Below are 24,825 nucleotides of genomic sequence, written 5' to 3' on the forward strand. Positions count from 1 at the left end.
AAATTATTGGATAGTCCACTTAGATTAAGAAAATGTAATTTGATTAAAAAAATTTTATAATTTCATTGAAACCATGAGATAAATAACTTATCCTTTATAATGATAGTATAAGTGTTATACATTTAAGGAGAAACTTTAATGAAGGCAAATATTTTTAAACAGAAAGTTAAAAAGCATTTATGGTTTTTAAATAAAAAAGAAAAACATCAACTAGACCAAGTATTAACAAATGTCTTGGATAAACACCATGAAGAAGAACTCAATCGACCGATTGCGTTTTCCAATCAATTTTTGAAAAATTATATCTTTGAAGAAAAAGTAGTGTCATCAACGTATTTCTTCATGTTATTAATTAGTATTTTATTTACATATATTATTTTATTAGGATTATTCTTATTTGCTTTATTGACAAGTTTGTCATCAGTCCAATTTTTTATTAAACCAGAAGTTGATTTATCTAGTGTTATAGTTATATTGACACTTATTGGTGCAGTATTATTATTGATAATTAGTCTGTATTTAATTAAGGTAGTAACAGGTTATTTTACGAAAAAACTATTAGAATATAAACACAATAGGGCATTATGATGCGTTAAATTAAAAGGTGAGAAAGTGTAATACTTTCTTGCCATTTTTTATATACAAAAGTGTAAGGAGCATCAACGATGATGAATGTAGCATTTTCAAAATAAATCGTTGTTTGATCATTATTTGATTTAATGCCAACAATCGCATTTGCATTAATGTAGTATTGCAAGGGCGCACGCCTCGCTTTAAGAGGAAATAAAGTGATTTGTGGAGTAATAAATATGGGGACCATCTTTCTTATTTTTAAAATTTGTTTAGCCTGTTTTGTTTGATAAGAAAGAGATAAGCCATAGGTTTCAAGTAGATAAGTAATTGTAGGCATTATTGAAGTAGGATAGTGAAATTGATGTGTGGTATATTGTCCTATTGTTGTGATTTCATTTCCAGCAACTGATTTTAAGTATAATAATTTTGTAAACTGTGTCATTTTCCAACTCCTATTTTTGATTTAGTCCGTAATATTTAATGTATTTTACTTGAACCTTTTTTCGATAATTTTTTATTGTAGAAATAGAGCAGTTTAACATCGAAGCAATCTCAAATTGTTTATAACCAAGCAATTTTAATCTAAGCCATTTTTTTTCGTTAGTAGTTAATAGTTGTAAAAACTGTTCATACATGAGTTGATAATTACTATGATCAATCACATTAATTTGCTGTTCTATTAAATATTGAGAATGTATTGTGATTTCTGTTTGTTTTTGACTGCGAAACAAATCAATCAAATAGAAATTTAAACGAAAGAATAGAAATTGTTGTAGCGTTGTAGAATGATGTGGTGAATATTTCTGTGTTAATTCCCACATTTTGATAGTGAGTAATTGAGTATATTCTTCTCGATTATATTCAATACGGTATTTTTTTAATAACACAAAAATAATATGTTTGAATTGAAAATAAGTTTGTTCGAAAGACATGCTGTAGCTCCAATGTTATATATATAACTTTGATTTCCGGATGAAATCATTTTATTTTAAATTATAGTAATTTTCATTTGCTAAATAATGATAATAGGTGTTAAATAGAGTTAATAAGATAGATAAAATTTAAGTTTTATAACATCAACGCGTATTCAACTTAAAGATATAACACTTTAGAGTTTTAGTATTATCTTCGGACAACAAATCAGGAGGTTTATATGGATTACGCACATTTAAATTTAGAACATTTTTTTGCAAGACATGATGATTTAGATATGATTAAAGATAAATCAGATTTTGTTATGATAAATAATCTAACAAAAGAAATGATGTACCGTGATGGTGAAATTGAAGGAACAATTGATTTAAATCGTTATTATTATAAAAACAGATCTCAAGCAGTAAGCTTTGTAATGATGGAATATAATAAAAGTCAAGAGTAATGAAATTAAAATTTCATTACTTTTTTTATGAATATGTAACAACAAACATATTAAATTGTACGTTAAACTATTTAGTGTTAGAATTTAAATTTAGATAGTCTCTTATAATATATTTGTATAAATAGAGAACTTAATATTCTTATTATTACCTATGAGGTGTGGACATGACGAAGCATAAGAAAGGCTCAATACTATCGATTATTGGCTTATTGGTAGTGTTAGTGATAGCTGTTATCGTTGTATTTTCAATGATTTCAGATCAAATCTTTTTTAAAAAAGTTAATCAACAAGAAAAAGTAGAACAGCTCAATATTTCTTTAAATAAAGCATCAAAAAAACAAATCGATAATTATACTAGCCAACAAATTTCAAATAAAAATAATGATTCGTGGAGAGATGCATCTTCAACAGAGATTAAAGCAGCGATGGATAGTAAAGAATTTATCGAAAGTGATACGCAAAAATACCAATTTTTAGAATTAGATAAATATCAAGGTATTGATGAAAATAGAATAAAAAGAATGTTAATTGATAATCCAATATTATTAGAACATTCAGATGATTTCATAAAAGCAGCGAAAGAAAAGCATGTAAACGAAGTATACTTAATATCACATGCATTACTTGAAACAGGCTCAGCTAAAAGTGAGTTATCTAGTGGTGTTGAAATTGATGGTAAGAAATATTATAACTTTTTTGGAGTTGGCGCACTAGATGAAGATCCAGTGAAAACCGGTGCCGAATATGCTAAAAAACACGGTTGGGATACGCCAGAAAAAGCAATTACTGGTGGCGCTAATTTTATACATGAACATTTTTTATCAAATAAAGATCAGAACACATTATATAGCATGCGCTGGAATCCTAAAAATCCTGGTGAACATCAATATGCTACAGATATTAAATGGGCTGAAAGTAACGCAAGTCTAATGTCAAACTTTTATAAAGATATGAAAACAGAAGGTAAATATTATAAATATTTTGTATATAAAGATGGCAATAAACATAAAAAAGAATAATTAAAGATTAATTTTGTTATTCAAACAAATGAAGGACTAATCCGTTGAAAAATGGATTAGTCCTTTTTGAATGCTTTAATTATTGATTTAGATATTGGATTAATAGCGTAGTAATATTTTAAAAATATATAAGTATACTTACGCACAATGTGAATGCATTATTCATTGAGGACATAGACCACTAGAGTACTTAACATTATTTAGCTTTGTTTTTCTGTCCAAATAATATAAAAAGTAAGATCGTCGATAATATGACTTTTAAAATGAATTTCATTTAATCACTTCCTTAACTATGTAACTATAGTAACATTAATTGATTAATATCACATAAAAAGCAATGTTTAAATTTAGTTTTCATCTTCGAAATAATTATGTTTTTCTAAAAATCTTTTGGCTACAATTGCTGGTTCTTTACCCTCTCCATCTGCTTCATAGTTGAGCTTTTGCATTTGTTCAGTACTAATTTTACCATTTAACTTAGCAATGGATTTTTTAATTTGTGGATTTTTTTGTAGTAATTCATTTGGTGCAACGGCGCTAGCATCATATGGTGGGAAAAAGTTTTTATCATCTTTAAGTACAACTAAATCATATGCTGCAATTCTTCCATCTGTTGTGTAACCAAGTGCAACATCAAGTTTGTTATTTTTTAATGCGTCATAAACAAGTCCAATTTGCATAGGTTTTAAATCATTAAATCCAAACCCATAATGTTCACGGAATGGTGCATAACCATCGCCGCCTCGCTTAATCCATGTAGTATCCGTACCAACTCTAACTTTGTCTTTTACTTTTTTTAAATCTGAAACAGTATGTAAATCATATTTTTTTGCGGTTTCTTTAGTAACCATAAAAGCAAAAGTATTTTCAAATCCATAAGAGTCGAAAAACGTTTGGTTAAATTTTTGGTTAAATAATTTTTGAGTAACAGACATTGCTTTTTTAGTATCTGTAATGGGTTGTTGTTCTAAAGCTCCAACCAAATCAGTGCCAGTATAGCGAGTGCTTGATATATCAGCATCTCCACGGAGCAATGCATTATGCTGAATTGTAGCTGAACCTAAATTGTTAATAATGGAGCCAGTAGTTTTCCCTTTTGTATCATGTTCAATTAAATCTTTGAGCATATAAGCCATGATTTGAGATTCACTCGTAGCTAAAGCAGAAATTTTAACTGAGTTTTTAGATTGACCGCCACCTAAACCAGGTAAATCACAACTTGCTAATAAAAGTGAACTTGCAATCAATAAATAGATTATTCTTTTAAAAAATTTCATATTTTAACCCCTTATATGTTTTAGAAATATTTTTTGATACAACATTTTTATATTAACATATTTATTAATTTTGTATAATGGTGGCATAATCCATTAATATGTAATATTAATTCGATACTTGATATACTAAGTATAAATTAATTAAAGTAAGGATGAGTGAAATGCGTTTAGCTATCATTGGTATGGGCACTGCAGGTGTTAGTTTGTTGAAAGAATTGGTAAAATATAAGGAATTCAAACAAATGGAATTAGACGTTTATGATAATCCTAAAAATATGGGACAAGGCGTGCCGTTTCAAAATGACAGCGACCAATTATTAATCAATTTGCCCGCAAGTCAAATGTCCTTAAATTTGAATAATGAACGGGAATTTTATGAATGGTATCAAGAACAATCCATATTTAAATTTTCTAACCCAGAGTATCTACCTAGATTTATTTTTGGACATTATATGAAAGACTATTTGGAAACTTATCATAATCGCTATAATAATATTCATATGATCAAAGAAGAGGTTTTGGAAGTGTTTATAGAATCTAATATTGGTGATACGCATGTTAAATATGTTGTTTGTACTTCTGAAAATCTAGAGAAACGCCGACGTTATGATATCGTATTTTTAACGATTGGTACGATGTCTTATCATGACCCATATCATTTAAAAGGAACACCAGGTTACATAAAAACACCTTACCCAACATATGACACATTAAATGAGGTTGATAGTACTGATAGAATTGCTATCATTGGAACAGGACTAGCAAGTTTAGATGTAATTCGATTTGTAACGGCACATCATCCAAATTTACCTATTACTGTGACGAGTCGTAAAGGTCATTTACCTAGTGTTAGGGGAGATATGCCAGAAATTCAATTTAAATATCTTACACCAGAAAATTTTAATGAAATCAAAAAAGAATATTTTGGGAATGTACCTTTGGAGGAAGCATTAGCATTATTTAAAAAGGACTGTGAATATTATGATATTCCAGTAGAGAAATTAGTACACAGAAGACAAGGTGATCCAATTTTAGATTTAACATATGATTTACAACATGCCGATGAGCTAGGGAAATTTCAAAGTATTTTAGAATTAACAAAAGAAAATCTTAATTGGATTTGGAATAGTTTCAGTAGACAGGATCAGAAGATATTTTTAGAAAAATACCAATCTATATTAAAAGAAAATTCAAATCCAATGCCCCCACGTACAGCAAAACTAATTATCGACCATATTGAAAATGGGCAAATTGAAATCAAAAAAGGGTTGGAAGATGTAAAACATGACGGACAGCAGTTTTGTTTTAAATATGAGGATGATTTTAAAGCGATCGATAAATTTGATATTGTTATTAATGCTACTGGTTCAAAATCACATTTATCAGATTTAGATCAAGATGATCAACTAATTCTAAATTTAGAAAATAGACAAGTTGTCCAAGCACACCCACTTGGTGGTATTCAAATCATTCCAGAAACAAATCAAATTATAAGTCCGCGTTACGGTACTTTACAGAACATGTTTGCTTTAGGCCAAGTTACAAATGGGATTAACCAATCACGTAACGGCGTTATGATGATAGTAAAACAAGCCGTTAGTGTAGTAGAAAAATTATTAAACACTAAGCATGATTAATTTTGTAGTGTAGCATTCAAACGAACATTGCTTACATAATTAAGCCGTAAGTGAAATATGTTTTTAAGTGAATATAAATATGCATACATTATGAAGTAAGACTATCGATTTTATATAGCTGGATAAGCGGTTATTTTTATAATTCAAACTAAAAACGAAAAACATTTAAATTGTTTTAACGGTTAATTATTTAGGAAATCATTTGGAAAAATATATTTTAAAAATGGTTTTGTAAAAATTGCTTATAAGCATTGCTAATCAAAGGATATAAGAAAGTGGTTGTTATTAAATAAAGCCGACTTAGATAATATGAATTGTTTTTTGTATAAATATATAGTACGATAACGATGTAACTTTCATAAAGTTACTATGACTCAATCATCAATTACAATTTCATAAATATTCTTTCGGGGCAGGGTGAAATTCCCAACCGGCAGTAAATTAAGCCTGCGACCTGCATTTGTTTTTGACAAGTGTGGCTGATCTAGTGAAATTCTAGAGCCGACAGTATAGTCTGGATGGGAGAAAGAATGAAGTATAACAAAAAAAGCACTTTTTTAGTGTTTATTTAACATACATTTTTCTGAAAATTGGAGAAGTGTATTCAAATTTAAGTAATTTATGTTATATCTAAATACATCCCACACCTGAAATCAATTTCAGGTGTTTTTTTATTATTAAGAGGTGGTTATATGAGTCAATATTTAAACTATGCAATCCAATTGGCACAAATGGTTGATGGCCAGACAGGTGTAAATCCGCCAGTAGGTGCAGTTGTAGTAAATCAAGGTAGAATCGTTGGCATCGGTGCACATTTACGAAAAGGTGATAAACATGCTGAAGTGCAAGCTTTAGATATGGCTAAAGAAGCTGCAAATGGAGCAACAATTTATATATCTTTAGAACCTTGCTCACATTATGGTTCAACACCACCATGTGTAAACAAAATTATTGAATTTGGTATTTCAAAAGTTGTTTATGCTGTTAAAGATACGACATTATCGACTAAAGGTGACGATATTTTGCACAATGCTGGAATAAAAGTTGAGTTTCATCATAAGCCAGAGGCTGAAGCATTGTATAACGACTTTTTTATTACTAAACGACAAGGCGTCCCTGAAGTTACTGTAAAAGTTTCTTGTAGTTTAGATGGTAAACAAGCTACTGATCATGGTGAAAGTAAATGGATTACTAACAAAACTGTTAAACAAGATGTATTTATGCTCAGACATAAACATGATGCAGTTATCACTGGTACTGGTACTTTAAATGCAGACAATCCGCAATATACTACAAGGATTGAAGAAGGTAAGCAACCGATACGTGTGATACTTTCAAAATCTGGCCAGGTAGATTTTACCTTAGACATATTTAAACAACCGGTGACACCAATATGGATTTTTACAGAAAATAAAAATTTAAAAAGTGAAGATACAAATATAGAAATTATATATTGTTCGAATTGCACGATTGAAAATATTTTAAAACAGTTATATCAATATGGGATTGGAAGTGCTTTGGTTGAAGCAGGCCCTACGATTACTTCAGAATTTCTTCAATCTAACTATACGAATGAACTCATCTTATATTATGCCCCGAAAATAATAGGTGGTTCTGGTGATTATCAATTTTTCAAAACAGAAAATGTCTTTAATTTATCAGACGTACCTCAATTTGAAATTGTAAATTCCAAAATGCTTGAGCAAAATATTAAATTAGAATTGCGAAAGAAGTGAATAACTATGTTTACTGGTATTGTCGAAGAAATAGGCACTATAAAAAAAGTTGCAACACAACAATCCGTTGTTAATTTAACAATTGATTGTAAGACAATTTTATCTGACATGCATATTGGTGATTCTATTAGTGTAAACGGTGTATGTTTAACTGTAATACAATTTGATAATCAGTCATTTTCAGTCCAAGTAATTAAAGGCACTGAGAATAAAACCTATCTGAATCAATTAAATCAAGCTACTGAGGTAAATTTAGAACGAGCAATGAGTGGTACGGGAAGATTTGGTGGCCATTTTGTACTCGGCCACACAGATGAAGTAGCTAGAATCACTAAAATACAAAACTCAGATAATTCTAAAATTGTAACTATTAAACCATCTACTTCTATTATAAATCAAATGGTACAACAAGGTTCAATTACTGTAGATGGCGTAAGTTTGACAGTGTTTCAATTAAGAGATACAGAATTTGATATTCATCTTATACCAGAAACAAGAAGATCAACTATTTTAAATCAAAAACGTGTGGGTGATCCTGTACATATTGAGACAGACATGTTGTTTAAATATGTGGAAAGAATAGTTGGCAATAGCGAAAAAGGTTTAAGTTTAGAAAAACTAAGCGCTTTTGGATTCTAGGAGGGGTATAATGCAATTAGATAGTATAGAATTAGCACTTGAATCACTTAAAGAAGGTAAAAGTATCATTGTAGTAGATGATGAAAATAGAGAAAATGAAGGCGATTTAGTAGCAGTTACAGAATGGATGTATGATAATACAGTTAATTTTATGGCTAAATATGGTAGAGGGTTAATTTGTGCGCCTATTAGTAAAAAAATAGCTGAAGATTTAGAACTTCATTCAATGGTTAATCATAATTCAGATGTTTATGGTACTCAATTTACTGTAAGTATCGATCATGTTAAAACAACAACAGGTATCAGTGCTGATGAAAGAATGCTCACTGCGAAGGCGTTAATCGATGATAGTACAACAGCAGAAGATTTTAATAAGCCAGGCCATCTATTTCCATTAATAGCTCAAGATGATGGTGTGTTGGCTAGACGTGGTCATACTGAAGCCTCTGTCGACTTAGCTAATCTAACTGGCGCAAAACCTGCAGCACTCATTTGTGAAATAATGAATGATGATGGCACAATGGCAAAAGGTGACGATTTAGAAGCATTTAAAAGTAAACATAATTTGGTAATGATATCTATCGAAGATTTAGAAAAATATAGAAAGCAATCTGTTTCGTCTATTGAAGCTAAAGCGAAAATAAAGATGCCTACTGAATTTGGCGATTTTGACATGTATGGTTTTAGAACGAATGATAACGAGGAAATTGTAGCAATCGCGAATGGTGAAATTAATGAAACAGAGAATGTGCGCATACATTCTGCTTGTTTAACTGGAGATATATTCCATAGTCAAAGATGTGATTGCGGTGAACAGCTTGCTGCATCTATGGAATATATTAATGAACATGGAGGCGTTATCCTTTATTTGCCACAAGAAGGTAGAGGAATCGGCTTAATTAATAAATTAAGAGCCTATGAATTGATAGAACAAGGTTATGATACTGTTACAGCAAATATTGCGCTCGGTTTTGATGAAGACTTAAGAGAGTATCGATATGCTGCAGAAATTTTAAAATATTTAGGTATCAAACGTGTAAATTTATTAAGTAATAATCCTAAAAAATTTGGAAGTTTAGAAAATTACGGTATTGATATCGCTAAAAGAATTGAATTAGTGATACCTACAAATCAATATAACCAAGCGTATATGCAAACAAAAAAAGAGAAAATGGGTCATTTAATATAGGAGGAAAAAACATGAATTTTGAAGGTAAATTAATAGGATCAGATTTAAAAGTAGCGATTGTAGTAAGTAGATTTAACGATTTCATTACGAATCGTTTGTTAGACGGTGCTAAAGATACCTTAGTTAGACATGAAGTACCAGCAGAAAATATTGATGTTGCATATGTTCCTGGTGCTTTTGAAATTCCATTAGTAGCTAAAAAATTAGCTCAAAAAAGTGATTATGATGCAGTAATTACTTTAGGATGTGTGATAAGAGGTTCAACGTCACATTATGATTATGTATGTAATGAAGTTGCAAAGGGTGTTTCAAAAGCGAATGATGTTTCGGATACACCAGTTATTTTTGGAATTTTAACTACTGAGAATATCGAGCAAGCTGTAGAACGTGCAGGTACAAAAGCAGGCAACAAAGGTTCTGAAGCAGCGGTAAGTGCTATAGAAATGGCGAATTTATTGAAAGAAATTTAATGTTTGCAGTAGTTATAGAAATAGTACAATTTAAAATTTTAAAAATATGACGTAGTATGAAATATAATTATTTATGCTCAAAATAAGAGAGCTTACCTCTACGGGTGAGCTCTCTTTTAGCTTAATATTTCATGTTTTTGTTCTTGCATGCCTGTGGATATGATTTACTTAGTACGTGTTTGTAATCTTTCATTCACAGTCTTGGAGTTACATTTCATTAATCTAAAATAATGTTTAAAACGATTTTAATTACATACTTTTTAATTTGAAAGTTTGCTAATTTTTTAATTTTTTGTATAACAATGCACTAATTGCTCCAATAGTTGATAATGCTCCAACTACTACCCCAGCTTTTTTCAACACTTCAGGTTTCATAATTTCTAAAAACATCAGATTTAAATTTTGAGGACGCTCTGCTAATCTTCTCATAAAATAACTAAACCAATCATCACCGTATGGCACATAGATACAGAAATGATTCCCTTCTCGCGCTAGTGATTCTGCTAATTCTGAGCGGAAACCATATAACATTTGAAATTCATAGCTATCCTTTTCAATATTGTTGTCTTTAATGAATTGTTTAATATGTGTGATGATAGCATCATCATGTGTAGCAATAGAAGTGACATTTTTCGCATTTAACAGTCGCTTTTTAATTAAGCGTATGTAATTATCGTCAATTTCTTCTTTAGTTTGATAAGCGATGTTTTCATTTTCTTTGTATGCACCTTTAACCATACGTAATCGTAATTCTGGATATTTATCAACGAGTGCATCTGCTTTATATAAATATCCTTGTATAACAGTTCCCACATTTTTAAATTCGCCTTTTAATCGGTCTAAAACTTGAGTAATATCAAATAAGCTATCATATTTTTCAGTGTCTATATTAATATGCATATTACCAAATTCGTTAGCTTTAAGTAATATTTCACGTAAATTGCGATAAGCAAGATCAAGGTCAAATTCAGAACCTAATTGGCTGATTTTAATAGACATGTGACCATCTAAATTATGATTGTAGATAGCATACATCACTTCTAATATTTGAACTTTTGATTGTATTGCTTCACCTTCATTTAAAACAAATTCACCGAGACAATCTACTGTGACAGTAATTCCTTTGTTATTTAAACGTTCAATTGTGTCAACTAATTCTGGAATAGTATTCCCTGCGACTACTTTTCTAGCGCCGAACATAGGTCCTATTTCCTTAGCTGTTTTATTTAAAAAAGGATTGTTAGATAATCCTATAAAAAAATTTTTCACAATTGGCATATTAATTCCTCCCATTCTGCTAATAGCTGTTCTTTCAATAATAGTGTAGCATGAATCGAATAGTAATGAAATCGTTTACATTAAAATTTATTACACTAAATATTATATACTACACGATAACATTGACTCACGCTTTAGATACGACATTTAATGATAAAGTTGAAGTAACATATAACGGTAAGATTTATACGTTAAAAATGGAAAAAGTACATCATATTTTGATACAATGTAGTTATTGAAATTATTGTAGAAGGGGAAGTATGGAATATGTGGAAATGGGAAACAGAAAATGAAGCAAAGGGCGTCATTGTAATTGCCCATAACATGCTCGAACATACAGGTAGGTATGCATATGTTATAACAATGCTACGTAGAAATGGTTATCATGTAATCATGGGTGATTTGCCTGGTCAAGGTCAAACGACGCGTGCGAATAAAGGACAAATATCAAACTTTGAAGTATATCATGAGCATGTCCTTGAGTGGATTAGAATAGCTAATGAGTATAAACTGCCGACTTATGTTTTAGGTGTGGGCCTTGGTGGGCTTATCATTTTAAATTTACTTGAAAAAGTGGATGTGCCTATTGAAGGAATAATGTTGATTTCTCCATTGTTAGAATTTAAGAAAAGTAATAAAACTAGAAAAGATAAAATTGTATCGAATGTCGGGAAATTAACAAAAGATACAAGGTTTAAAATAGGTATTACGATTGAAGATTTAACACGAAATGAAGAAGTTATTGAAGAAGCAAAAGAGGATCAACTGATGCTGCAGAAAGTTACTTATTATTGGTATAAACAAGTCATAGAAATCATGAAAGAGACCGTTACACATTTAAAAGATATTAAACCACTTCCTTTATTATTAATGTATGGACTTGAAGATAAAGTTTCAGATGTTTCTACGATGTATTTAATTAAAGAAAAAATTGCAACAGAAGAACTGTATTTTAAAGCCTGGAAAGGATTAAATCATGAAATACATAATGAACCTGAAAGAGATGAAGTAATGCGCTATATTCTAGCATTTCTTAATAATAGTGCCAGTAACATTGGTTTTATTGTACATGATGAAAATGAACCGTCATAATTCGTTTAATAAATGATGAATATCATTTTATGGAAACAAGTAAGTTAACTTAAATCCAATTTATTCAAATTATGACTAAATAATTGCTTATAAAAAGAGTGTATAAATGTGATCTAACGTTGATTTTTAAAATAATAATTGTTATATTTATATTGTGAAAAAAATCACATTAAATTTTAGAAATATTTACTTTGAAATAAAAGGAGCGATTTAACATGAAATTTGAAAAAGGGAATAAAGTAGTTTTAATAGGTGATGGAGCAGTTGGATCAAGTTATGCATTTGCATTAGTTGCACAAGGCTTAGCTGATGAATTAGTAATTATTGATTTAGATGAAGCGAAAGTTAAAGGCGATGTTGCAGATTTAAATCATAGTGCACCATATGGTGATTCACCTGTTAAAGTAAAAGCTGGTAATTATGAAGATTGTGGTAATGCTGATTTAATTGTTATTACTGCAGGAGCTGCGCAAAAGCCAGGTGAAACTAGATTAGATTTAGTAGAAAAAAACACAAAAATATTTAAAGACATTGTCACAAAAATTATGAACACAGGATTTAATGGTATTTTTCTTATAGCAACTAATCCAGTAGATGTATTATCATATGTAACACAAAAAGTTTCAGGCTTACCGAAATCACAAGTTATTGGATCTGGTACGATACTAGATACTGCACGATTTAAATTTGAACTAGCACAAGAATTTGGTGTGTCACCTTGGAGTGTGGACGCACAAATTATTGGTGAACATGGCGATTCTGAATTAGCAGTATGGTCACAAGCTAATATTGCTGGTCAACCAATATACCATGCATTGAAAGATAACCCTGATAAACAACATAGAATAGATGAAATATTTACTAACACAAGAGATGCTGCATATGATATTATCCAATCAAAAGGTGCAACGTATTATGGTATAGCAATGGGCTTAGTTCGTATAACACAAGCTATTTTAAAAAACCAAAATGTAGTATTACCTGTTTCAAGTTACTTAGAAGGTGAGTATAATCAAAATGATATTTATATTGGAGTTCCAACATTAATTAATAGAAATGGCGCAATTAAAGTATATGAAACGCAATTAAATAGTGAAGAAAGTGAAAAGTTTGAAAATTCTGCCATAATTTTGAAAGATATGCAAAATAAAATCAAACAACTAATTGCATAATTCATAATTTAATTTTAAACTGTATATAAGATTAATTTTATTGAAAATATCAAAATTTATTCTGATATGAATAAATTTTGCTTTGAATGATTTTTTGGTAAATTAATTTTACATGTTTAACTTTATATTATGATTGGGGGATATTTCTATGGGGAAGACAATTGCTGATATGGTAGATAGTGTCCTTAGATTGGAACATGTACTTAAAGATATTGAAGATATCTTTGGAAAAGTACAGAAACAATATAAAATGTCAAAAGAAGAAATATTAATTCTTTTAACACTTTGGGAAGAAGGATCAATGACGCTTAAAGAAATGGATAATTATGTGAAAATTAAATCATATAAACGTACAAGAACATATAACGATTTAGTTGAGAAAGCATGGATTATTAAAGAAAGACCCGTTAATGACGAACGTACAGTAATTATACATTTCAATGAGGATTTAAAAGATCAAAGGGAAGAACTTTTAAATTGTTTTAAAGCGGAAATAAACGAAAAATCATCTACTATACAATCTAGTCTTAAATCTATCTTAAAATTATAGGGAATAATTATAGTTACAAAATGACAAGTTAGACTCAAAATAGTAATAGGTAGTTAATATCTATACTAAAATAAAAATGCATCTCCGCTTAAAAGGAGATGCATTTTTATTATATATATTATCTTTTTTCAATTGCACAGATAAATGGTGCATTGTTTTTTTGGTTAATAAATTGATATTGTAATATGTGTGCTTTGTTTTGGTCAAAATGTTGTAGATAATTTAATAATGCATCACGTTCGATTTTACCTTCATCATGCCCATGATATATAACTAGTACTATAATACCTTCTGTCGCTAATATATCAAATATTTCGTCTATCGCTGCTAATGTACTACTAGAGTTTGTTACAATTGATTTGTCGCCTTTAGGCAAATATCCTAAATTAAAAATGGCTGCATCAATCTGTCCAATCTCGTTGCTTGGTATATATTGCTTTACTTTAGCATGACTATCTTGAATTAAGTGTACATTTTTAAATGCGTCTGTCTTTTTACTCGTATTTTGAATTGCAATTTCTTGAATATCAAAAGCGTAGACTTTACCATTTGGTACTTGTTGTGCTAGAAACTCGGTATCATTGCCATTACCACACGTGGCATCAATAACAATACTATCCTTGTTGATATGTTGTTGTAGTAGCGTTTTGGAAAATGGTAAAATGCGTTCTAGCTTCATGATTTAACCGTCGTTTCATAGTATTTTCCTTGATAAGAATTTCTTCGTGCTAATTCCTCATCAATTTCGTTAAGCACTTCCCATTTGTTGACGCTCCACATTGGTCCAACCATCAAGTCAATCGGACCATCACCAGTAATTCGATGAACGATCATTTCTTTTGGTAAAATTTCTAGCTGATCACAAACTAAATTTGTATAATCATCTTGTGACATGAATTCTAGCATACCTTTTTCGTATTGTTTTACCATTGGTGTGCCTTTAAGGAGATGCAATAAGTGTATTTTAATACCTTGGACGTCCATTTGTGCTACTTCTTTAGCTGTTTCCATCATCATGTCATAATCTTCTTCAGGAAGCCCATTAATAATATGTGTACATACATTTATATTATGTTTGCGTAGCTTGGCCACTCCTTCATAATACGTTTTCATGTCATGTGCACGATTGATCAAATCTGAAGTTTTTTGGTGTACTGTCTGTAGACCTAATTCAACCCATAAATAAGTACGTTCATTTAATTCAGCTAAATATTCTACAACATCATCCGGTAAGCAATCAGGCCGCGTTCCAATAGATAATCCGACAACGCCGGGTTCTTTTAATGCAGTTTCGTATTTTTCTCTTAATACTTCTACTGGTGCATGTGTATTAGTAAATGCTTGGAAATAAGCAATATACTGACCTTCATGCCATTTTTCATGCATTCTATCTTTGATTTGTTGAAATTGAACATCTATCGGATCTACACGATTTCCTGCAAAATCTCCACTTCCTGCTGCAGAACAAAATGTACAGCCACCATGTGCAACCGTGCCATCTCTATTTGGACAATCAAATCCTCCGTCAATTGCAACTTTAAAGATTTTTTGTCCAAATTTATTTTTTAAATGATAATTCCAAGTATGATATCGTTTATTCTCGAATGCGTAAGGGAAGAATTGTCCCATATAACATTTTCCTTTCTAAATTCATTCTAGTTAAAGATTTTAACATATTTTAATGATATAGTGTTTAGAGTAAAAACAGAAATTTAAAAAAAGAAAGGAGCTTATGGTTATGAATATGCCAAAATCAGTGTGGTGGTTGGTTATTGGTATGGCATTAAATATCACAGGCTCAAGTTTTTTATGGCCATTAAATACAATATACATGAATGAAGAATTAGATAAAAGTTTAACTATGGCAGGGTTAGTTTTGATGATTAATTCATTTGGCATGGTCATTGGAAATTTACTAGGTGGTAATCTATTTGATAAATTGGGTGGCTATCGGACAATTATGATAGGTACAGTGATCTGCTTAAGTAGTACTACTTTGTTGAATTTTTTTCACGGATGGCCATGGTATGCAGTTTGGTTAGTTTGTCTTGGCTTTGGTGGCGGCATGATTGTACCAGCAATTTATGCACTAGCCGGTGCAATTTGGCCGCAAGGTGGTAGACAAACTTTTAATGCGATATATTTAGCTCAAAATTTAGGGGTGGCGATTGGCGCAGCTTCTGGCGGTTTTGTGGCGGAATTAAGTTTTAATTATATATTTATTGCTAATTTACTGATGTATATTGCATTTGGCATAGTGGCAATTAGTCAATTTAATATTAAATTGGACGTTAAAGTAAAATCAAATGATGCCATGAGTTTATTAGATAAAGCGTATAGACCTCAATTCATCGCGTTAACATTGTTATGCATTATGTTTAGTATTTGCTGGATTGCTTATATTCAATGGGAAAGTACAATAGCTTCATTTACACAAGAGCTAAATATCTCTATGAGCCAATACAGTTTATTATGGACTGTCAATGGTATCATGATATTAGTAGCACAACCATTAATCATTCCGGTAATCAGATTATTAAAAGGTAATCTGAAACATCAAATGTATGTTGGAATAGGTATTTTTATCATATCTTTTTTGTCACAAGTTTTGCAGAACAATTTTCTGTATTTATGGTAGGTATGATTATATTAACATTGGGAGAAATGTTTGTTTGGCCAGCTGTTCCAACTATCGCAAATCAACTTGCGCCTAATGGGAAAGAAGGTTCATTTCAAGGTTATGTAAATTCTGCAGCGACAGTAGGTAAAGCATTCGGACCACTTATTGGTGGCGTAGTTGTTGATATGTTTAACATGCAAATTATGTTTTTAAGCATGATTTCACTGTTAGTTTTATCACTCATATTTTTAACATTCTATGACCACAAATTACCAAAAGATATTTAGCATAAAAATGTGTCAATATTTTAGTCAACGATAGTAGATTTAATTAACTTTTAAACCCAGATAATTCTTGTTATACGATAAAAAGGATAAGTATTGTTAATTCAGCAAGTGATGCTTATTGAATTAACAATATTTTTACATATTATTTTAATAAATTTATATATGCACTAAGATGAAGCCTGAAAATCAACTTTATACTTGAAATAAAGGGCTTTTTCAAATATCATAAGAAGAGTATAGGAGTAGTAACTTGAAAGCTTTTCCACAGAGAGCTAAGGTTGGTGGAACTTAGCGTAAAGCATCTAGTGAACTTACCAGGACTTAAAATGAATGAATGACATCTCTAACTATTAATTAAAATGAGCGCACATTAAGTGAAACAGGGTGGTACCGCGGTGAAAAATCGTCCCTATTATATAATAGTTTGAGGTGTCTTTTTATTATTGAACAGGAGGAAATGAAGTGAATTACAATCATAATGAAGTTGAAAAAAAATGGCAGGATTATTGGGAAGACTATAAAACATTTAAAACAGAAGATAATTTAGGCCAAAAAAAATTTTATGCACTTGATATGTTCCCTTATCCATCTGGAGCAGGATTACATGTAGGACATCCTGAGGGTTATACAGCCACTGATATTATTTCAAGATACAAACGTATGCAAGGATATAATGTATTACATCCTATGGGGTGGGACGCATTTGGTTTACCAGCTGAACAATATGCGCTAGATACAGGGAATGATCCTCGTGAATTCACTAAACAAAATATCCAAACGTTTAAACGTCAAATTAAAGAGTTAGGATTTAGTTATGATTGGGATCGAGAAGTTAATACAACAGACCCAGAATATTATAAATGGACACAATGGATATTTATCCAATTATATAATAAGGGTCTTGCTTATATAGATGAAGTAGCAGTGAACTGGTGTCCTGCCTTAGGCACTGTATTGTCAAATGAAGAAGTTGTCGATGGTGTTTCTGAACGTGGCGGACACCCTGTTTATAGAAGACCGATGAAACAATGGGTGCTTAGAATTACTGAATATGCAGACAGATTACTTGAAGATTTAGATGACTTAGATTGGCCTGAATCTTTAAAAGATATGCAACGAAATTGGATTGGACGTTCAGAAGGTGCGTCTATAACATTTAATGTAGAAAATATTAATGATCAAATAGAAGTGTTTACAACACGTCCAGATACTATTTATGGTGCTACATTCCTAGTGTTGAGCCCTGAACATGAACTCGTTAACAAAATTACTACATCAGAACATCAAGAAAGTGTTGAGAAATACCAACAAGAAGCGGCGATGAAATCAGATTTAGAACGTACTGGACTAGCTAAAGAAAAATCTGGAGTTTTTACCGGATCATATGCAATTAATCCTTTATCTGGTGAGAAAACGCCAATTTGGATAGCAGATTATGTCTTATCTTCTTATGGTACAGGAGCAGTTATGGCTGTCCCTAGTGGAGACCAAAGAGACTATGAATTTGCAAAAACTTTTGATTTACCAATTACAGAAATCGTTGAAGGTGGAGACATATCTGAAGCAGCTTATGATGGCGATGGACCTCATATTAATTCAGGAGAGTTAAATGGTCTATATAATAATGAAGCGATTGAAAAAGCAATTACATTATTAGAACAAAACAATGCCGGAAATAGAAAAGTTAATTATAAACTGAGAGATTGGTTATTTAGTCGTCAACGTTATTGGGGTGAACCTATTCCTGTAATTCATTGGGAAGATGGGACTATGACGACTGTTCCCGAAGATGAATTGCCATTACTCCTACCGGAAACTGACGAAATTAAGCCTTCAGGTACAGGTGAATCACCATTAGCTAATATAGATGCATTTGTTAATGTCGTGGATAAAGAAACTGGAATGAAAGGTCGTCGTGAAACAAATACAATGCCACAATGGGCAGGCAGTTGTTGGTATTATTTACGCTTTATTGATCCAGATAATGAACAGATGTTAGCTGACCCAGAAAAGTTAAAACATTGGTTGCCTGTAGATTTATATATTGGTGGCGTTGAACATGCAGTGTTACACTTGTTATACGCTAGATTTTGGCACAAAGTCTTGTATGATTTAGGTGTAGTACCTACCAAAGAACCATTCCAAAAATTATTTAACCAAGGTATGATTTTAGGTGAAGGTAATGAAAAAATGAGTAAATCTAAAGGTAATGTTATCAATCCAGATGATATTATCAAATCGCATGGTGCTGACACTTTAAGACTATATGAAATGTTCATGGGTCCTCTAGATGCTGCAATTGCTTGGAGTGATAAAGGATTAGATGGTTCAAGACGTTTCTTAGATAGAATTTGGAGACTTTTAATTACAGAAGACGGTTTAATCACAGATAAAGTAGTCAATACTAATAATAAAGCTTTAGATAAAAGTTACCACCAAACTGTGAAAAAAGTTTCGGAAGACTTTGAAACATTAAACTTCAATACGGCAATTAGTCAATTGATGGTCTTCATTAATGATTGTTATAAAGTTGATGAGATTTATAAACCATATATTGAAGGGTTTATTAAAATGTTAGCGCCAATTGCACCACATATAGGTGAAGAATTATGGGCGCGCTTAGGACATGAAGAGACAATTACTTATCAACCTTGGCCATCATATGATGAAACATTATTAGTCGATGATGAAGTGGAAATTGTCGTTCAAGTAAATGGCAAAGTTCGTGCCAAAATCAATGTTTCTAAGGATATTTCAAAAGAAGAAATGGAAACAGCAGCATTAGGTAATGAAAATATTAAAGCTGAAATAGAAGGCAAAGATATTAAAAAAGTGATTGCGGTACCTCAAAAACTTGTTAATATTGTTGCCAAATAACACAAAAGGGGCGTTTATATTATGGAAACTATTACTATAGATGAATTGAAATCAAAAATTTTAAATTCTAATCCTATTCATATCGTAGATGTGAGAACCGATGAAGAAACAGCAATGGGCGTGATACCAGAAGCGGAAACGATACCTATGGATAAAATTCCTGATAATTTAAATCACTTCAACTCAGAAGATACGTATTATATTATTTGTAAAGTTGGTGGCAGAAGTGCACAAGTCGTTCAGTATTTAGAACGTAATGGCGTTCATGCAGTCAATGTTGAAGGTGGCATGGATGCATGGGGAGATGAAGGTTTAGAAATTAAAAGTATTTAATCTTTAGACAGAGTGAAAATAAGCCGATGATTTTGCATTTTATGCAAATATAGTGTTATAATACGTTTAACAAAGATATCAATACAGATACACCAAACCCCCTCACTATTGCGAGTAGTGAGGGGGTTTTTTGGTGTTAGCTAAGTGTCGCCTATTTTACTTGTCATTACGATTGCGCAGCCAGTACGCAAATAACGTAACGATACAACCACTGATGACAGTAGTCATAATATGTACAAAGATATCAATCACAAAATACACCTCCTCCCTACGTCTATTGACGCCTGAGAGTAGGCGACTTAAATATTATAACATTACGTGTGTCACTCGCATAGAAAGTATCAATCATTAAAATTGATAAATAGTGAATTTGTTTTAAACGTAAGTAGTGGAACTAATAGGTGACAAATTATATAAATTGATATGTTTAACGTTGAAATTTACTTGCATTTGTTCCTGATATATGACCTGTAACTAAAGCACTGGTAATATTATAGCCACCAGTATAACCATGGATATCTAGCAGTTCGCCACACATAAATAATCCCGGAGTTAATTTTGACATCATCGTTTTGGGTTCGATTTCTTTAAGAGAAACGCCTCCCCCAGTTACGAAAGCTTTTTCAATTGATAAAGTTCCATTAACTGTAAACGTAAAGCCTTTAAATAAAGTAATCAATTTATTAAATTGTTCATTAGACATATGATGTGCTGTTAATGTTTCTGAAATATTTGCTAATTCTAACATATATAATAAATAACGTTCTTCGATTAAACCATGTAAGCTATTTTTTACATATTTATCTGGTGTATTCTTTAATAATTCACTTACTTTATCTTCTAATTGTGTAAAGCTTAGTTCTGGAAAAGCGTCTAATTGCATATCAATATCTTGGCGTTTTTGATTTTTTTGTTCCTTATATACAAATTGGCTACATCTTAAAGCGGCAGGGCCACTGATTCCGAAATGAGTGAATATCATATCCATTTGATGTGTAACACGTTTTTTACCATTTTTCTTTAATACAGATAGTGCAACATTTTTTAAGCTCAATCCTTTTAACCTTTTATTATTTATAAAAGGTTCGGATGACGTAATTGGTACTTCAGTCGGGAAAAGTTCTGTAATTGTATGTCCCAAGTGTTCAGCAAATTTGTAACCATCACCAGTTGATCCAGTCTTTGGCACACTCGTACCACCTGTAGCGATAATCAAGCTATGACCTTCAACAGTTTGTTGATTATCTAAAAATACTTTGAAAGTCTGTTGTGGTGTATGTTCAATAGCATGCACTGAAGTTTCTTGTTTTACAGTTACATTATTCTTATCAATTGTACGAATTAATGCATCTACAACATCCTGTGCTTTATTAGAAACAGGAAACATACGTCCATGGTCTTCTTCTTTAAGTGCAACACCACGTGATTCAAAAAAGCGAATAATAGATTCATTATCAAATACGGAAAAAGGACTATATAAAAATTTTCCATTTCCTGGTATATTTTTAATTATCTCTTCATATGGTAAACGGTTTGTGACGTTGCAACGTCCGCCACCAGAGATTTTTAATTTGCGACCGAGTCCTTTTTTCTTTTCTATGAGAAGGACTTTATCGCTATGTTGACTTGCGGCAGCAGCCGCCATTAAACCGCTAGGGCCACCGCCAATAATAATTGTTTGGTACATTTGATTGCCTCACTTTACTAAATAGTGTTATTTTATAGTTTATAGTAATATAGTTTTGAAAAAAAGTGTTTATAACGTTATGATTAAAGTTATGATTGTAAAAATTTAATTTGAGATAGGAAGATCTGAATGAGTGAAAGTAAAGAATTAGTTAGGGGTACCTTTTTAATCACCCTTAGTATATTGATTACTAAAGTCTTGGGTGTTATATATATTATTCCTTTTTACTCCATTATTGGTGGAGAAGAAAAATTGGCACCTTTTAACTATGCATATACGCCGTATAATATTGCCATTGCAGTCGCAACTGCTGGTGTGCCATTAGCGGCGTCTAAATATGTGTCTAAATATAATGCTTTAGGCGCTTATAAAGTAAGTGAAAAGTTATATAAATCTAGCTTTATAGTTATGACTATAACAGGATTTATTGGATTTTTCATTTTATATTTATTAGCACCAAGTATCGCCACAATTACTTTAGCACATGAATCTGGTACTAAAGGTGGTTGGTCAGTAGCTGATATTACATGGATTATTAGAATAATCAGTATGGTGGTCATATTCATACCATTACTTGCTACGTGGCGTGGTGTGTTCCAAGGTTATAAATCAATGGGGCCAACTGCGGTCTCAGAAGTCATAGAACAAATCGCACGTATATTATTTATTTTAGTAGGAAGTTATTTAGTACTTAATGTCTTTGGTGGAAGTGTGCTACAAGCCAACGGTATAGCAACATTTGCTGCTGCAATAGGTGCGATAGCAGGGATATTTACATTATGGTATTACTGGAGAAAGAGAAAACCTAACATTGAAAAAATGGTAGCAACGGATACTTCAGATATCACAGTTTCCTATGGAAAAATGTATAAAGAAATTATTTCTTATAGTATCCCATTTGTAATTGTTAGTTTGAATTTCCCACTGTTTAATCTAGTAGATCAGTTTACACATAACGGTGCCTTAGATTTGGCTGGTGTACCAAGCCGTTTACATGACTATTTCTTTACCATTTTAAACATGACGACAAATAAAATAGTGATGATTCCAACGTCTTTATCTGCTGGTTTTGCAGTGAGTTTAATCCCATTTATCACTAAGACGTATGAATCGGGTGAATTAAAAGAAATGCACAGACAAATCAGAACATCTTTAGGGGTTCTAATGTATATTACAGTCCCAGCAAGTCTGGGTATTATGGCCTTAGCTTTACCATTATATACTGTCTTTTATAGTTACAATGTCGATGGTAGTCAATTGTTATTTTATTATGCACCTGTGGCAATTTTAATAGGATTATTGAGTGTGACAGCATCTATGCTACAAGGCATTGATAAACAAAAATTAACAGTATTTGTAATTTTAGCGGCAGTAGTATTAAAAGTAATACTAAACACGCCATTGATTATGGCTTTCCATACTGCCGGAGCAATTTTAAGTACGGCGATAGCATTGCTATTTGCTGTTATCTGTAATTTTTATATACTTAAAAAATATGCTAATTTTGATTTCTCAGAAACATGGCTACATTTTGGTAAAATTTTCTTATACGGCTTCTTAATGATGGTCGTAGTTGAATTATCATCATTTTTATTACAAATGGTTATTTCACCACAAACTAAATTTGGCGCTTTAGCAATTTTAATTATTAGTGTCATTATAGGTATGATTGTTTACGGTGGAATTACGATGAAGACAAAACTGGCCGATCAATTTTTAGGAGATATTCCAAATAAACTTAGACGTAAATTAGGTCTTATAAAATGAGATTAGATAAATTTTTAGCTAATATGGGTGTCGGAACGCGTACAGAAGTTAAACAGTTATTGAAAAAAGGTACGATTACAGTTAATAATAAAATAGAAAAATCTCCTAAAAAGCAAATAGACCCAGAAAATGATGTAGTTCAAAAAAACAATGAAACGATTCATTATATAGATAAAGTCTATCTAATGTTAAATAAGCCTAAAGGCTATGTATCTGCAACAGAGGATGACCAACATCAAACAGTTGTAGACTTGGTTGAACCATATCGGTTTTTAGAAGTTTTTCCAGTGGGGCGATTAGATAAAGACACTGAGGGTTTGTTATTAATTACGAATGATGGAACTTTTAATCATGAACTAATGAGCCCTGCTAAGCATGTTTCTAAAACATATGAGGTAATTTCTAAAAAAAATATTACAAATAATGATATAAAATCATTTAAAATGGGTATTGAATTGAATGAGGGTTTGGCGAAGCCTGCAACTTTAGTAAAAAGTGATGAGGCATATAAATCATTTGTCACAATTTATGAAGGAAGATATCATCAAGTTAAGCGTATGTTTCATGCTATAGATAATGAAGTTCTGGAATTGAAACGTATTAGCATTGGTGAACTAAAACTGGATGAATCTTTAGAACCGGGTGAATATCGCCACTTAACTCAAATAGATTTTAAACAATTAGGATTAAAATAATAAAGAGGTGTTATTATGTCAAAATTATTAAAAGCAATTATAGGTGTTGGAGGCGCAGCTGCTGCAGTTGTTCTTTCTAAAAAAGAGAATAGAGATAAATTAAAGGATGAATATAGTAAATATAAATCAAATCCTGAGTCCTATAAGCAAAACGCAAAAGACATCGCTAGTCAAATCAGTTCAAAAGCCAATGAAACTTATAATGAAGTAAAACAAGACCCTAAAGGTTTCATTAACGAACAAAAAGATCGTTTTAAAGGCGAATCTGAAGAAGAAGAACATGTTGAAGAAGCGAGATTTACTGATGAAGGTGCAGCTGATCCTTCAAATAATCTTCGCGTCGTTACTGAAGAAGAACTCAAAAACAATAAAAACAAATAAGCAATTATTAATTTAGTTTTTTAACCTAGTTCATAGTTTTGAACTAGGTTTTTTATATTAATACAGATTTTGAAAGACATGTATGTGAAAGGCTTCAATCTGTTTTTCAATTAATTATACAGTGAATTTTTTTAAAATAATAATCACATCTCACTGTAGTTTCTGTAC

At 31.2% G+C, this 24,825-nt stretch carries 24 protein-coding genes, 1 pseudogene and 1 riboswitch; of the genes and pseudogenes, 17 read left to right on the forward strand and 8 right to left on the reverse strand.

Annotation, left to right across the window (positions count from 1 at the left end):
• The first annotated feature begins 138 nt into the window (after positions 1 to 138).
• Complete coding sequence (locus FYJ81_RS00425; RefSeq protein WP_107384754.1) at positions 139 to 588, forward strand: hypothetical protein; 450 nt, start codon at positions 139 to 141, stop codon at positions 586 to 588.
• 4 nt (positions 589 to 592) lie between these two features.
• Here FYJ81_RS00425 and FYJ81_RS00430 read toward each other — a convergent pair whose 3' ends face one another.
• Positions 593 to 1,015, reverse strand: a complete 423-nt coding sequence (locus tag FYJ81_RS00430; RefSeq protein ID WP_107384753.1) for a competence protein ComK — start codon at positions 1,013 to 1,015, stop codon at positions 593 to 595.
• Between the two features lie 10 nt (positions 1,016 to 1,025).
• Positions 1,026 to 1,505 (reverse strand): LuxR C-terminal-related transcriptional regulator, encoded by a 480-nt coding sequence (locus FYJ81_RS00435; protein ID WP_107384752.1) that lies wholly within the window; start codon positions 1,503 to 1,505, stop codon positions 1,026 to 1,028.
• A 221-nt stretch (positions 1,506 to 1,726) separates the two neighbouring features.
• Here FYJ81_RS00435 and FYJ81_RS00440 point away from each other — a divergent pair, with 221 nt between their 5' ends.
• Positions 1,727 to 1,951, forward strand: coding sequence for a hypothetical protein (locus FYJ81_RS00440; protein ID WP_019468074.1), 225 nt, complete (start codon positions 1,727 to 1,729; stop codon positions 1,949 to 1,951).
• A gap of 164 nt (positions 1,952 to 2,115) precedes the next feature.
• Positions 2,116 to 2,970, forward strand: a complete 855-nt coding sequence (locus tag FYJ81_RS00445; protein WP_154409204.1) for an N-acetylglucosaminidase — start codon at positions 2,116 to 2,118, stop codon at positions 2,968 to 2,970.
• Positions 2,971 to 3,317: 347 nt separating this feature from the next.
• On the opposite strand, the gene FYJ81_RS00450 is transcribed toward FYJ81_RS00445, so the two are convergent.
• Positions 3,318 to 4,247, reverse strand: coding sequence for an osmoprotectant ABC transporter substrate-binding protein (locus FYJ81_RS00450; RefSeq protein WP_107384751.1), 930 nt, complete (start codon positions 4,245 to 4,247; stop codon positions 3,318 to 3,320).
• Positions 4,248 to 4,408: 161 nt separating this feature from the next.
• Here FYJ81_RS00450 and FYJ81_RS00455 point away from each other — a divergent pair, with 161 nt between their 5' ends.
• From FYJ81_RS00455 to ribH, 5 genes are all read left to right on the forward strand, one after another.
• On the forward strand, positions 4,409 to 5,884 hold the full coding sequence (locus FYJ81_RS00455; RefSeq protein ID WP_154409205.1) for an FAD/NAD(P)-binding protein: 1,476 nt from the start codon (positions 4,409 to 4,411) through the stop codon (positions 5,882 to 5,884).
• A gap of 399 nt (positions 5,885 to 6,283) precedes the next feature.
• Positions 6,284 to 6,418, forward strand: a riboswitch (FMN riboswitch).
• A 158-nt stretch (positions 6,419 to 6,576) separates the two neighbouring features.
• On the forward strand, positions 6,577 to 7,620 hold the full coding sequence (ribD, locus tag FYJ81_RS00460; protein ID WP_107384749.1) for a bifunctional diaminohydroxyphosphoribosylaminopyrimidine deaminase/5-amino-6-(5-phosphoribosylamino)uracil reductase RibD: 1,044 nt from the start codon (positions 6,577 to 6,579) through the stop codon (positions 7,618 to 7,620).
• Between the two features lie 6 nt (positions 7,621 to 7,626).
• A complete protein-coding gene (gene ribE / locus FYJ81_RS00465; RefSeq protein WP_154409206.1) occupies positions 7,627 to 8,259 on the forward strand; it encodes a riboflavin synthase in 633 nt (210 codons plus the stop codon).
• A 10-nt stretch (positions 8,260 to 8,269) separates the two neighbouring features.
• Positions 8,270 to 9,448 carry a 3,4-dihydroxy-2-butanone-4-phosphate synthase gene (gene ribB, locus FYJ81_RS00470; protein WP_107384747.1) on the forward strand — a complete coding sequence of 393 codons (1,179 nt, stop codon included), beginning with the start codon at positions 8,270 to 8,272 and terminating at the stop codon, positions 9,446 to 9,448.
• Between the two features lie 11 nt (positions 9,449 to 9,459).
• The gene (gene ribH / locus FYJ81_RS00475; RefSeq protein WP_107384746.1) at positions 9,460 to 9,918 is read left to right on the forward strand and encodes a 6,7-dimethyl-8-ribityllumazine synthase; all 459 of its coding nucleotides are present in this window, start codon (positions 9,460 to 9,462) and stop codon (positions 9,916 to 9,918) included.
• A 276-nt stretch (positions 9,919 to 10,194) separates the two neighbouring features.
• Here ribH and FYJ81_RS00480 read toward each other — a convergent pair whose 3' ends face one another.
• Positions 10,195 to 11,196, reverse strand: a complete 1,002-nt coding sequence (locus tag FYJ81_RS00480) for a proline dehydrogenase family protein (RefSeq protein WP_154409207.1) — start codon at positions 11,194 to 11,196, stop codon at positions 10,195 to 10,197.
• A 267-nt stretch (positions 11,197 to 11,463) separates the two neighbouring features.
• Here FYJ81_RS00480 and FYJ81_RS00485 point away from each other — a divergent pair, with 267 nt between their 5' ends.
• The 3 genes from FYJ81_RS00485 (at position 11,464) to FYJ81_RS00495 (ending at position 14,010) form a co-directional block, all read left to right on the forward strand.
• Positions 11,464 to 12,288: an alpha/beta fold hydrolase gene (locus tag FYJ81_RS00485; protein WP_107384744.1), complete on the forward strand. Its 825-nt coding sequence runs from the start codon at positions 11,464 to 11,466 to the stop codon at positions 12,286 to 12,288.
• A gap of 215 nt (positions 12,289 to 12,503) precedes the next feature.
• Positions 12,504 to 13,460: an L-lactate dehydrogenase gene (locus FYJ81_RS00490; protein WP_107384743.1), complete on the forward strand. Its 957-nt coding sequence runs from the start codon at positions 12,504 to 12,506 to the stop codon at positions 13,458 to 13,460.
• A 148-nt stretch (positions 13,461 to 13,608) separates the two neighbouring features.
• Positions 13,609 to 14,010 carry a transcriptional regulator, SarA/Rot family gene (locus tag FYJ81_RS00495; protein WP_019467834.1) on the forward strand — a complete coding sequence of 134 codons (402 nt, stop codon included), beginning with the start codon at positions 13,609 to 13,611 and terminating at the stop codon, positions 14,008 to 14,010.
• 118 nt (positions 14,011 to 14,128) lie between these two features.
• Here FYJ81_RS00495 and FYJ81_RS00500 read toward each other — a convergent pair whose 3' ends face one another.
• Both FYJ81_RS00500 and FYJ81_RS00505 read right to left on the reverse strand, forming a co-directional pair.
• Positions 14,129 to 14,689: a class I SAM-dependent methyltransferase gene (locus FYJ81_RS00500; RefSeq protein ID WP_107384742.1), complete on the reverse strand. Its 561-nt coding sequence runs from the start codon at positions 14,687 to 14,689 to the stop codon at positions 14,129 to 14,131.
• Complete coding sequence (locus FYJ81_RS00505) at positions 14,686 to 15,639, reverse strand: TIGR01212 family radical SAM protein (RefSeq protein ID WP_107384741.1); 954 nt, start codon at positions 15,637 to 15,639, stop codon at positions 14,686 to 14,688. Before FYJ81_RS00505 ends, FYJ81_RS00500 begins: the two co-directional genes overlap by 4 nt.
• Before the next feature lie 109 nt (positions 15,640 to 15,748).
• Between FYJ81_RS00505 and FYJ81_RS00510 the strand changes: the two are divergent.
• The 3 genes and pseudogenes from FYJ81_RS00510 (at position 15,749) to FYJ81_RS00520 (ending at position 20,127) form a co-directional block, all read left to right on the forward strand.
• Positions 15,749 to 16,917, forward strand: a pseudogene (locus tag FYJ81_RS00510) (MDR family MFS transporter).
• A gap of 462 nt (positions 16,918 to 17,379) precedes the next feature.
• Positions 17,380 to 19,794 carry a leucine--tRNA ligase gene (leuS, locus tag FYJ81_RS00515; protein ID WP_107385131.1) on the forward strand — a complete coding sequence of 805 codons (2,415 nt, stop codon included), beginning with the start codon at positions 17,380 to 17,382 and terminating at the stop codon, positions 19,792 to 19,794.
• Between the two features lie 21 nt (positions 19,795 to 19,815).
• On the forward strand, positions 19,816 to 20,127 hold the full coding sequence (locus tag FYJ81_RS00520; protein WP_019467829.1) for a rhodanese-like domain-containing protein: 312 nt from the start codon (positions 19,816 to 19,818) through the stop codon (positions 20,125 to 20,127).
• Positions 20,128 to 20,283: 156 nt separating this feature from the next.
• On the opposite strand, the gene FYJ81_RS00525 is transcribed toward FYJ81_RS00520, so the two are convergent.
• Together FYJ81_RS00525 and FYJ81_RS00530 are read right to left on the reverse strand one after the other, a co-directional pair.
• Complete coding sequence (locus tag FYJ81_RS00525) at positions 20,284 to 20,379, reverse strand: type I toxin-antitoxin system Fst family toxin (RefSeq protein ID WP_107385129.1); 96 nt, start codon at positions 20,377 to 20,379, stop codon at positions 20,284 to 20,286.
• Positions 20,380 to 20,554: 175 nt separating this feature from the next.
• Positions 20,555 to 21,814 (reverse strand): NAD(P)/FAD-dependent oxidoreductase, encoded by a 1,260-nt coding sequence (locus FYJ81_RS00530; protein ID WP_107385128.1) that lies wholly within the window; start codon positions 21,812 to 21,814, stop codon positions 20,555 to 20,557.
• Positions 21,815 to 21,943: 129 nt separating this feature from the next.
• Between FYJ81_RS00530 and FYJ81_RS00535 the strand changes: the two genes are divergently transcribed.
• Genes FYJ81_RS00535 through FYJ81_RS00545 form a run of 3 tightly spaced genes read left to right on the forward strand, consistent with a single transcriptional unit; the run spans position 21,944 to position 24,657 of the window.
• On the forward strand, positions 21,944 to 23,581 hold the full coding sequence (locus FYJ81_RS00535) for a putative polysaccharide biosynthesis protein (protein ID WP_107385127.1): 1,638 nt from the start codon (positions 21,944 to 21,946) through the stop codon (positions 23,579 to 23,581).
• Complete coding sequence (locus tag FYJ81_RS00540; RefSeq protein ID WP_107385126.1) at positions 23,578 to 24,276, forward strand: pseudouridine synthase; 699 nt, start codon at positions 23,578 to 23,580, stop codon at positions 24,274 to 24,276. Before FYJ81_RS00535 ends, FYJ81_RS00540 begins: the two co-directional genes overlap by 4 nt.
• 15 nt (positions 24,277 to 24,291) lie before the next feature.
• Positions 24,292 to 24,657 (forward strand): YtxH domain-containing protein, encoded by a 366-nt coding sequence (locus FYJ81_RS00545; protein WP_154409208.1) that lies wholly within the window; start codon positions 24,292 to 24,294, stop codon positions 24,655 to 24,657.
• The last annotated feature ends 168 nt before the right edge of the window (positions 24,658 to 24,825 follow it).

Source organism: Staphylococcus sp. McC-251-APC-3A2 (genome assembly GCF_009695665.1).
GTDB classification, from domain to species: Bacteria; Bacillota; Bacilli; order Staphylococcales; family Staphylococcaceae; genus Staphylococcus; species Staphylococcus cohnii.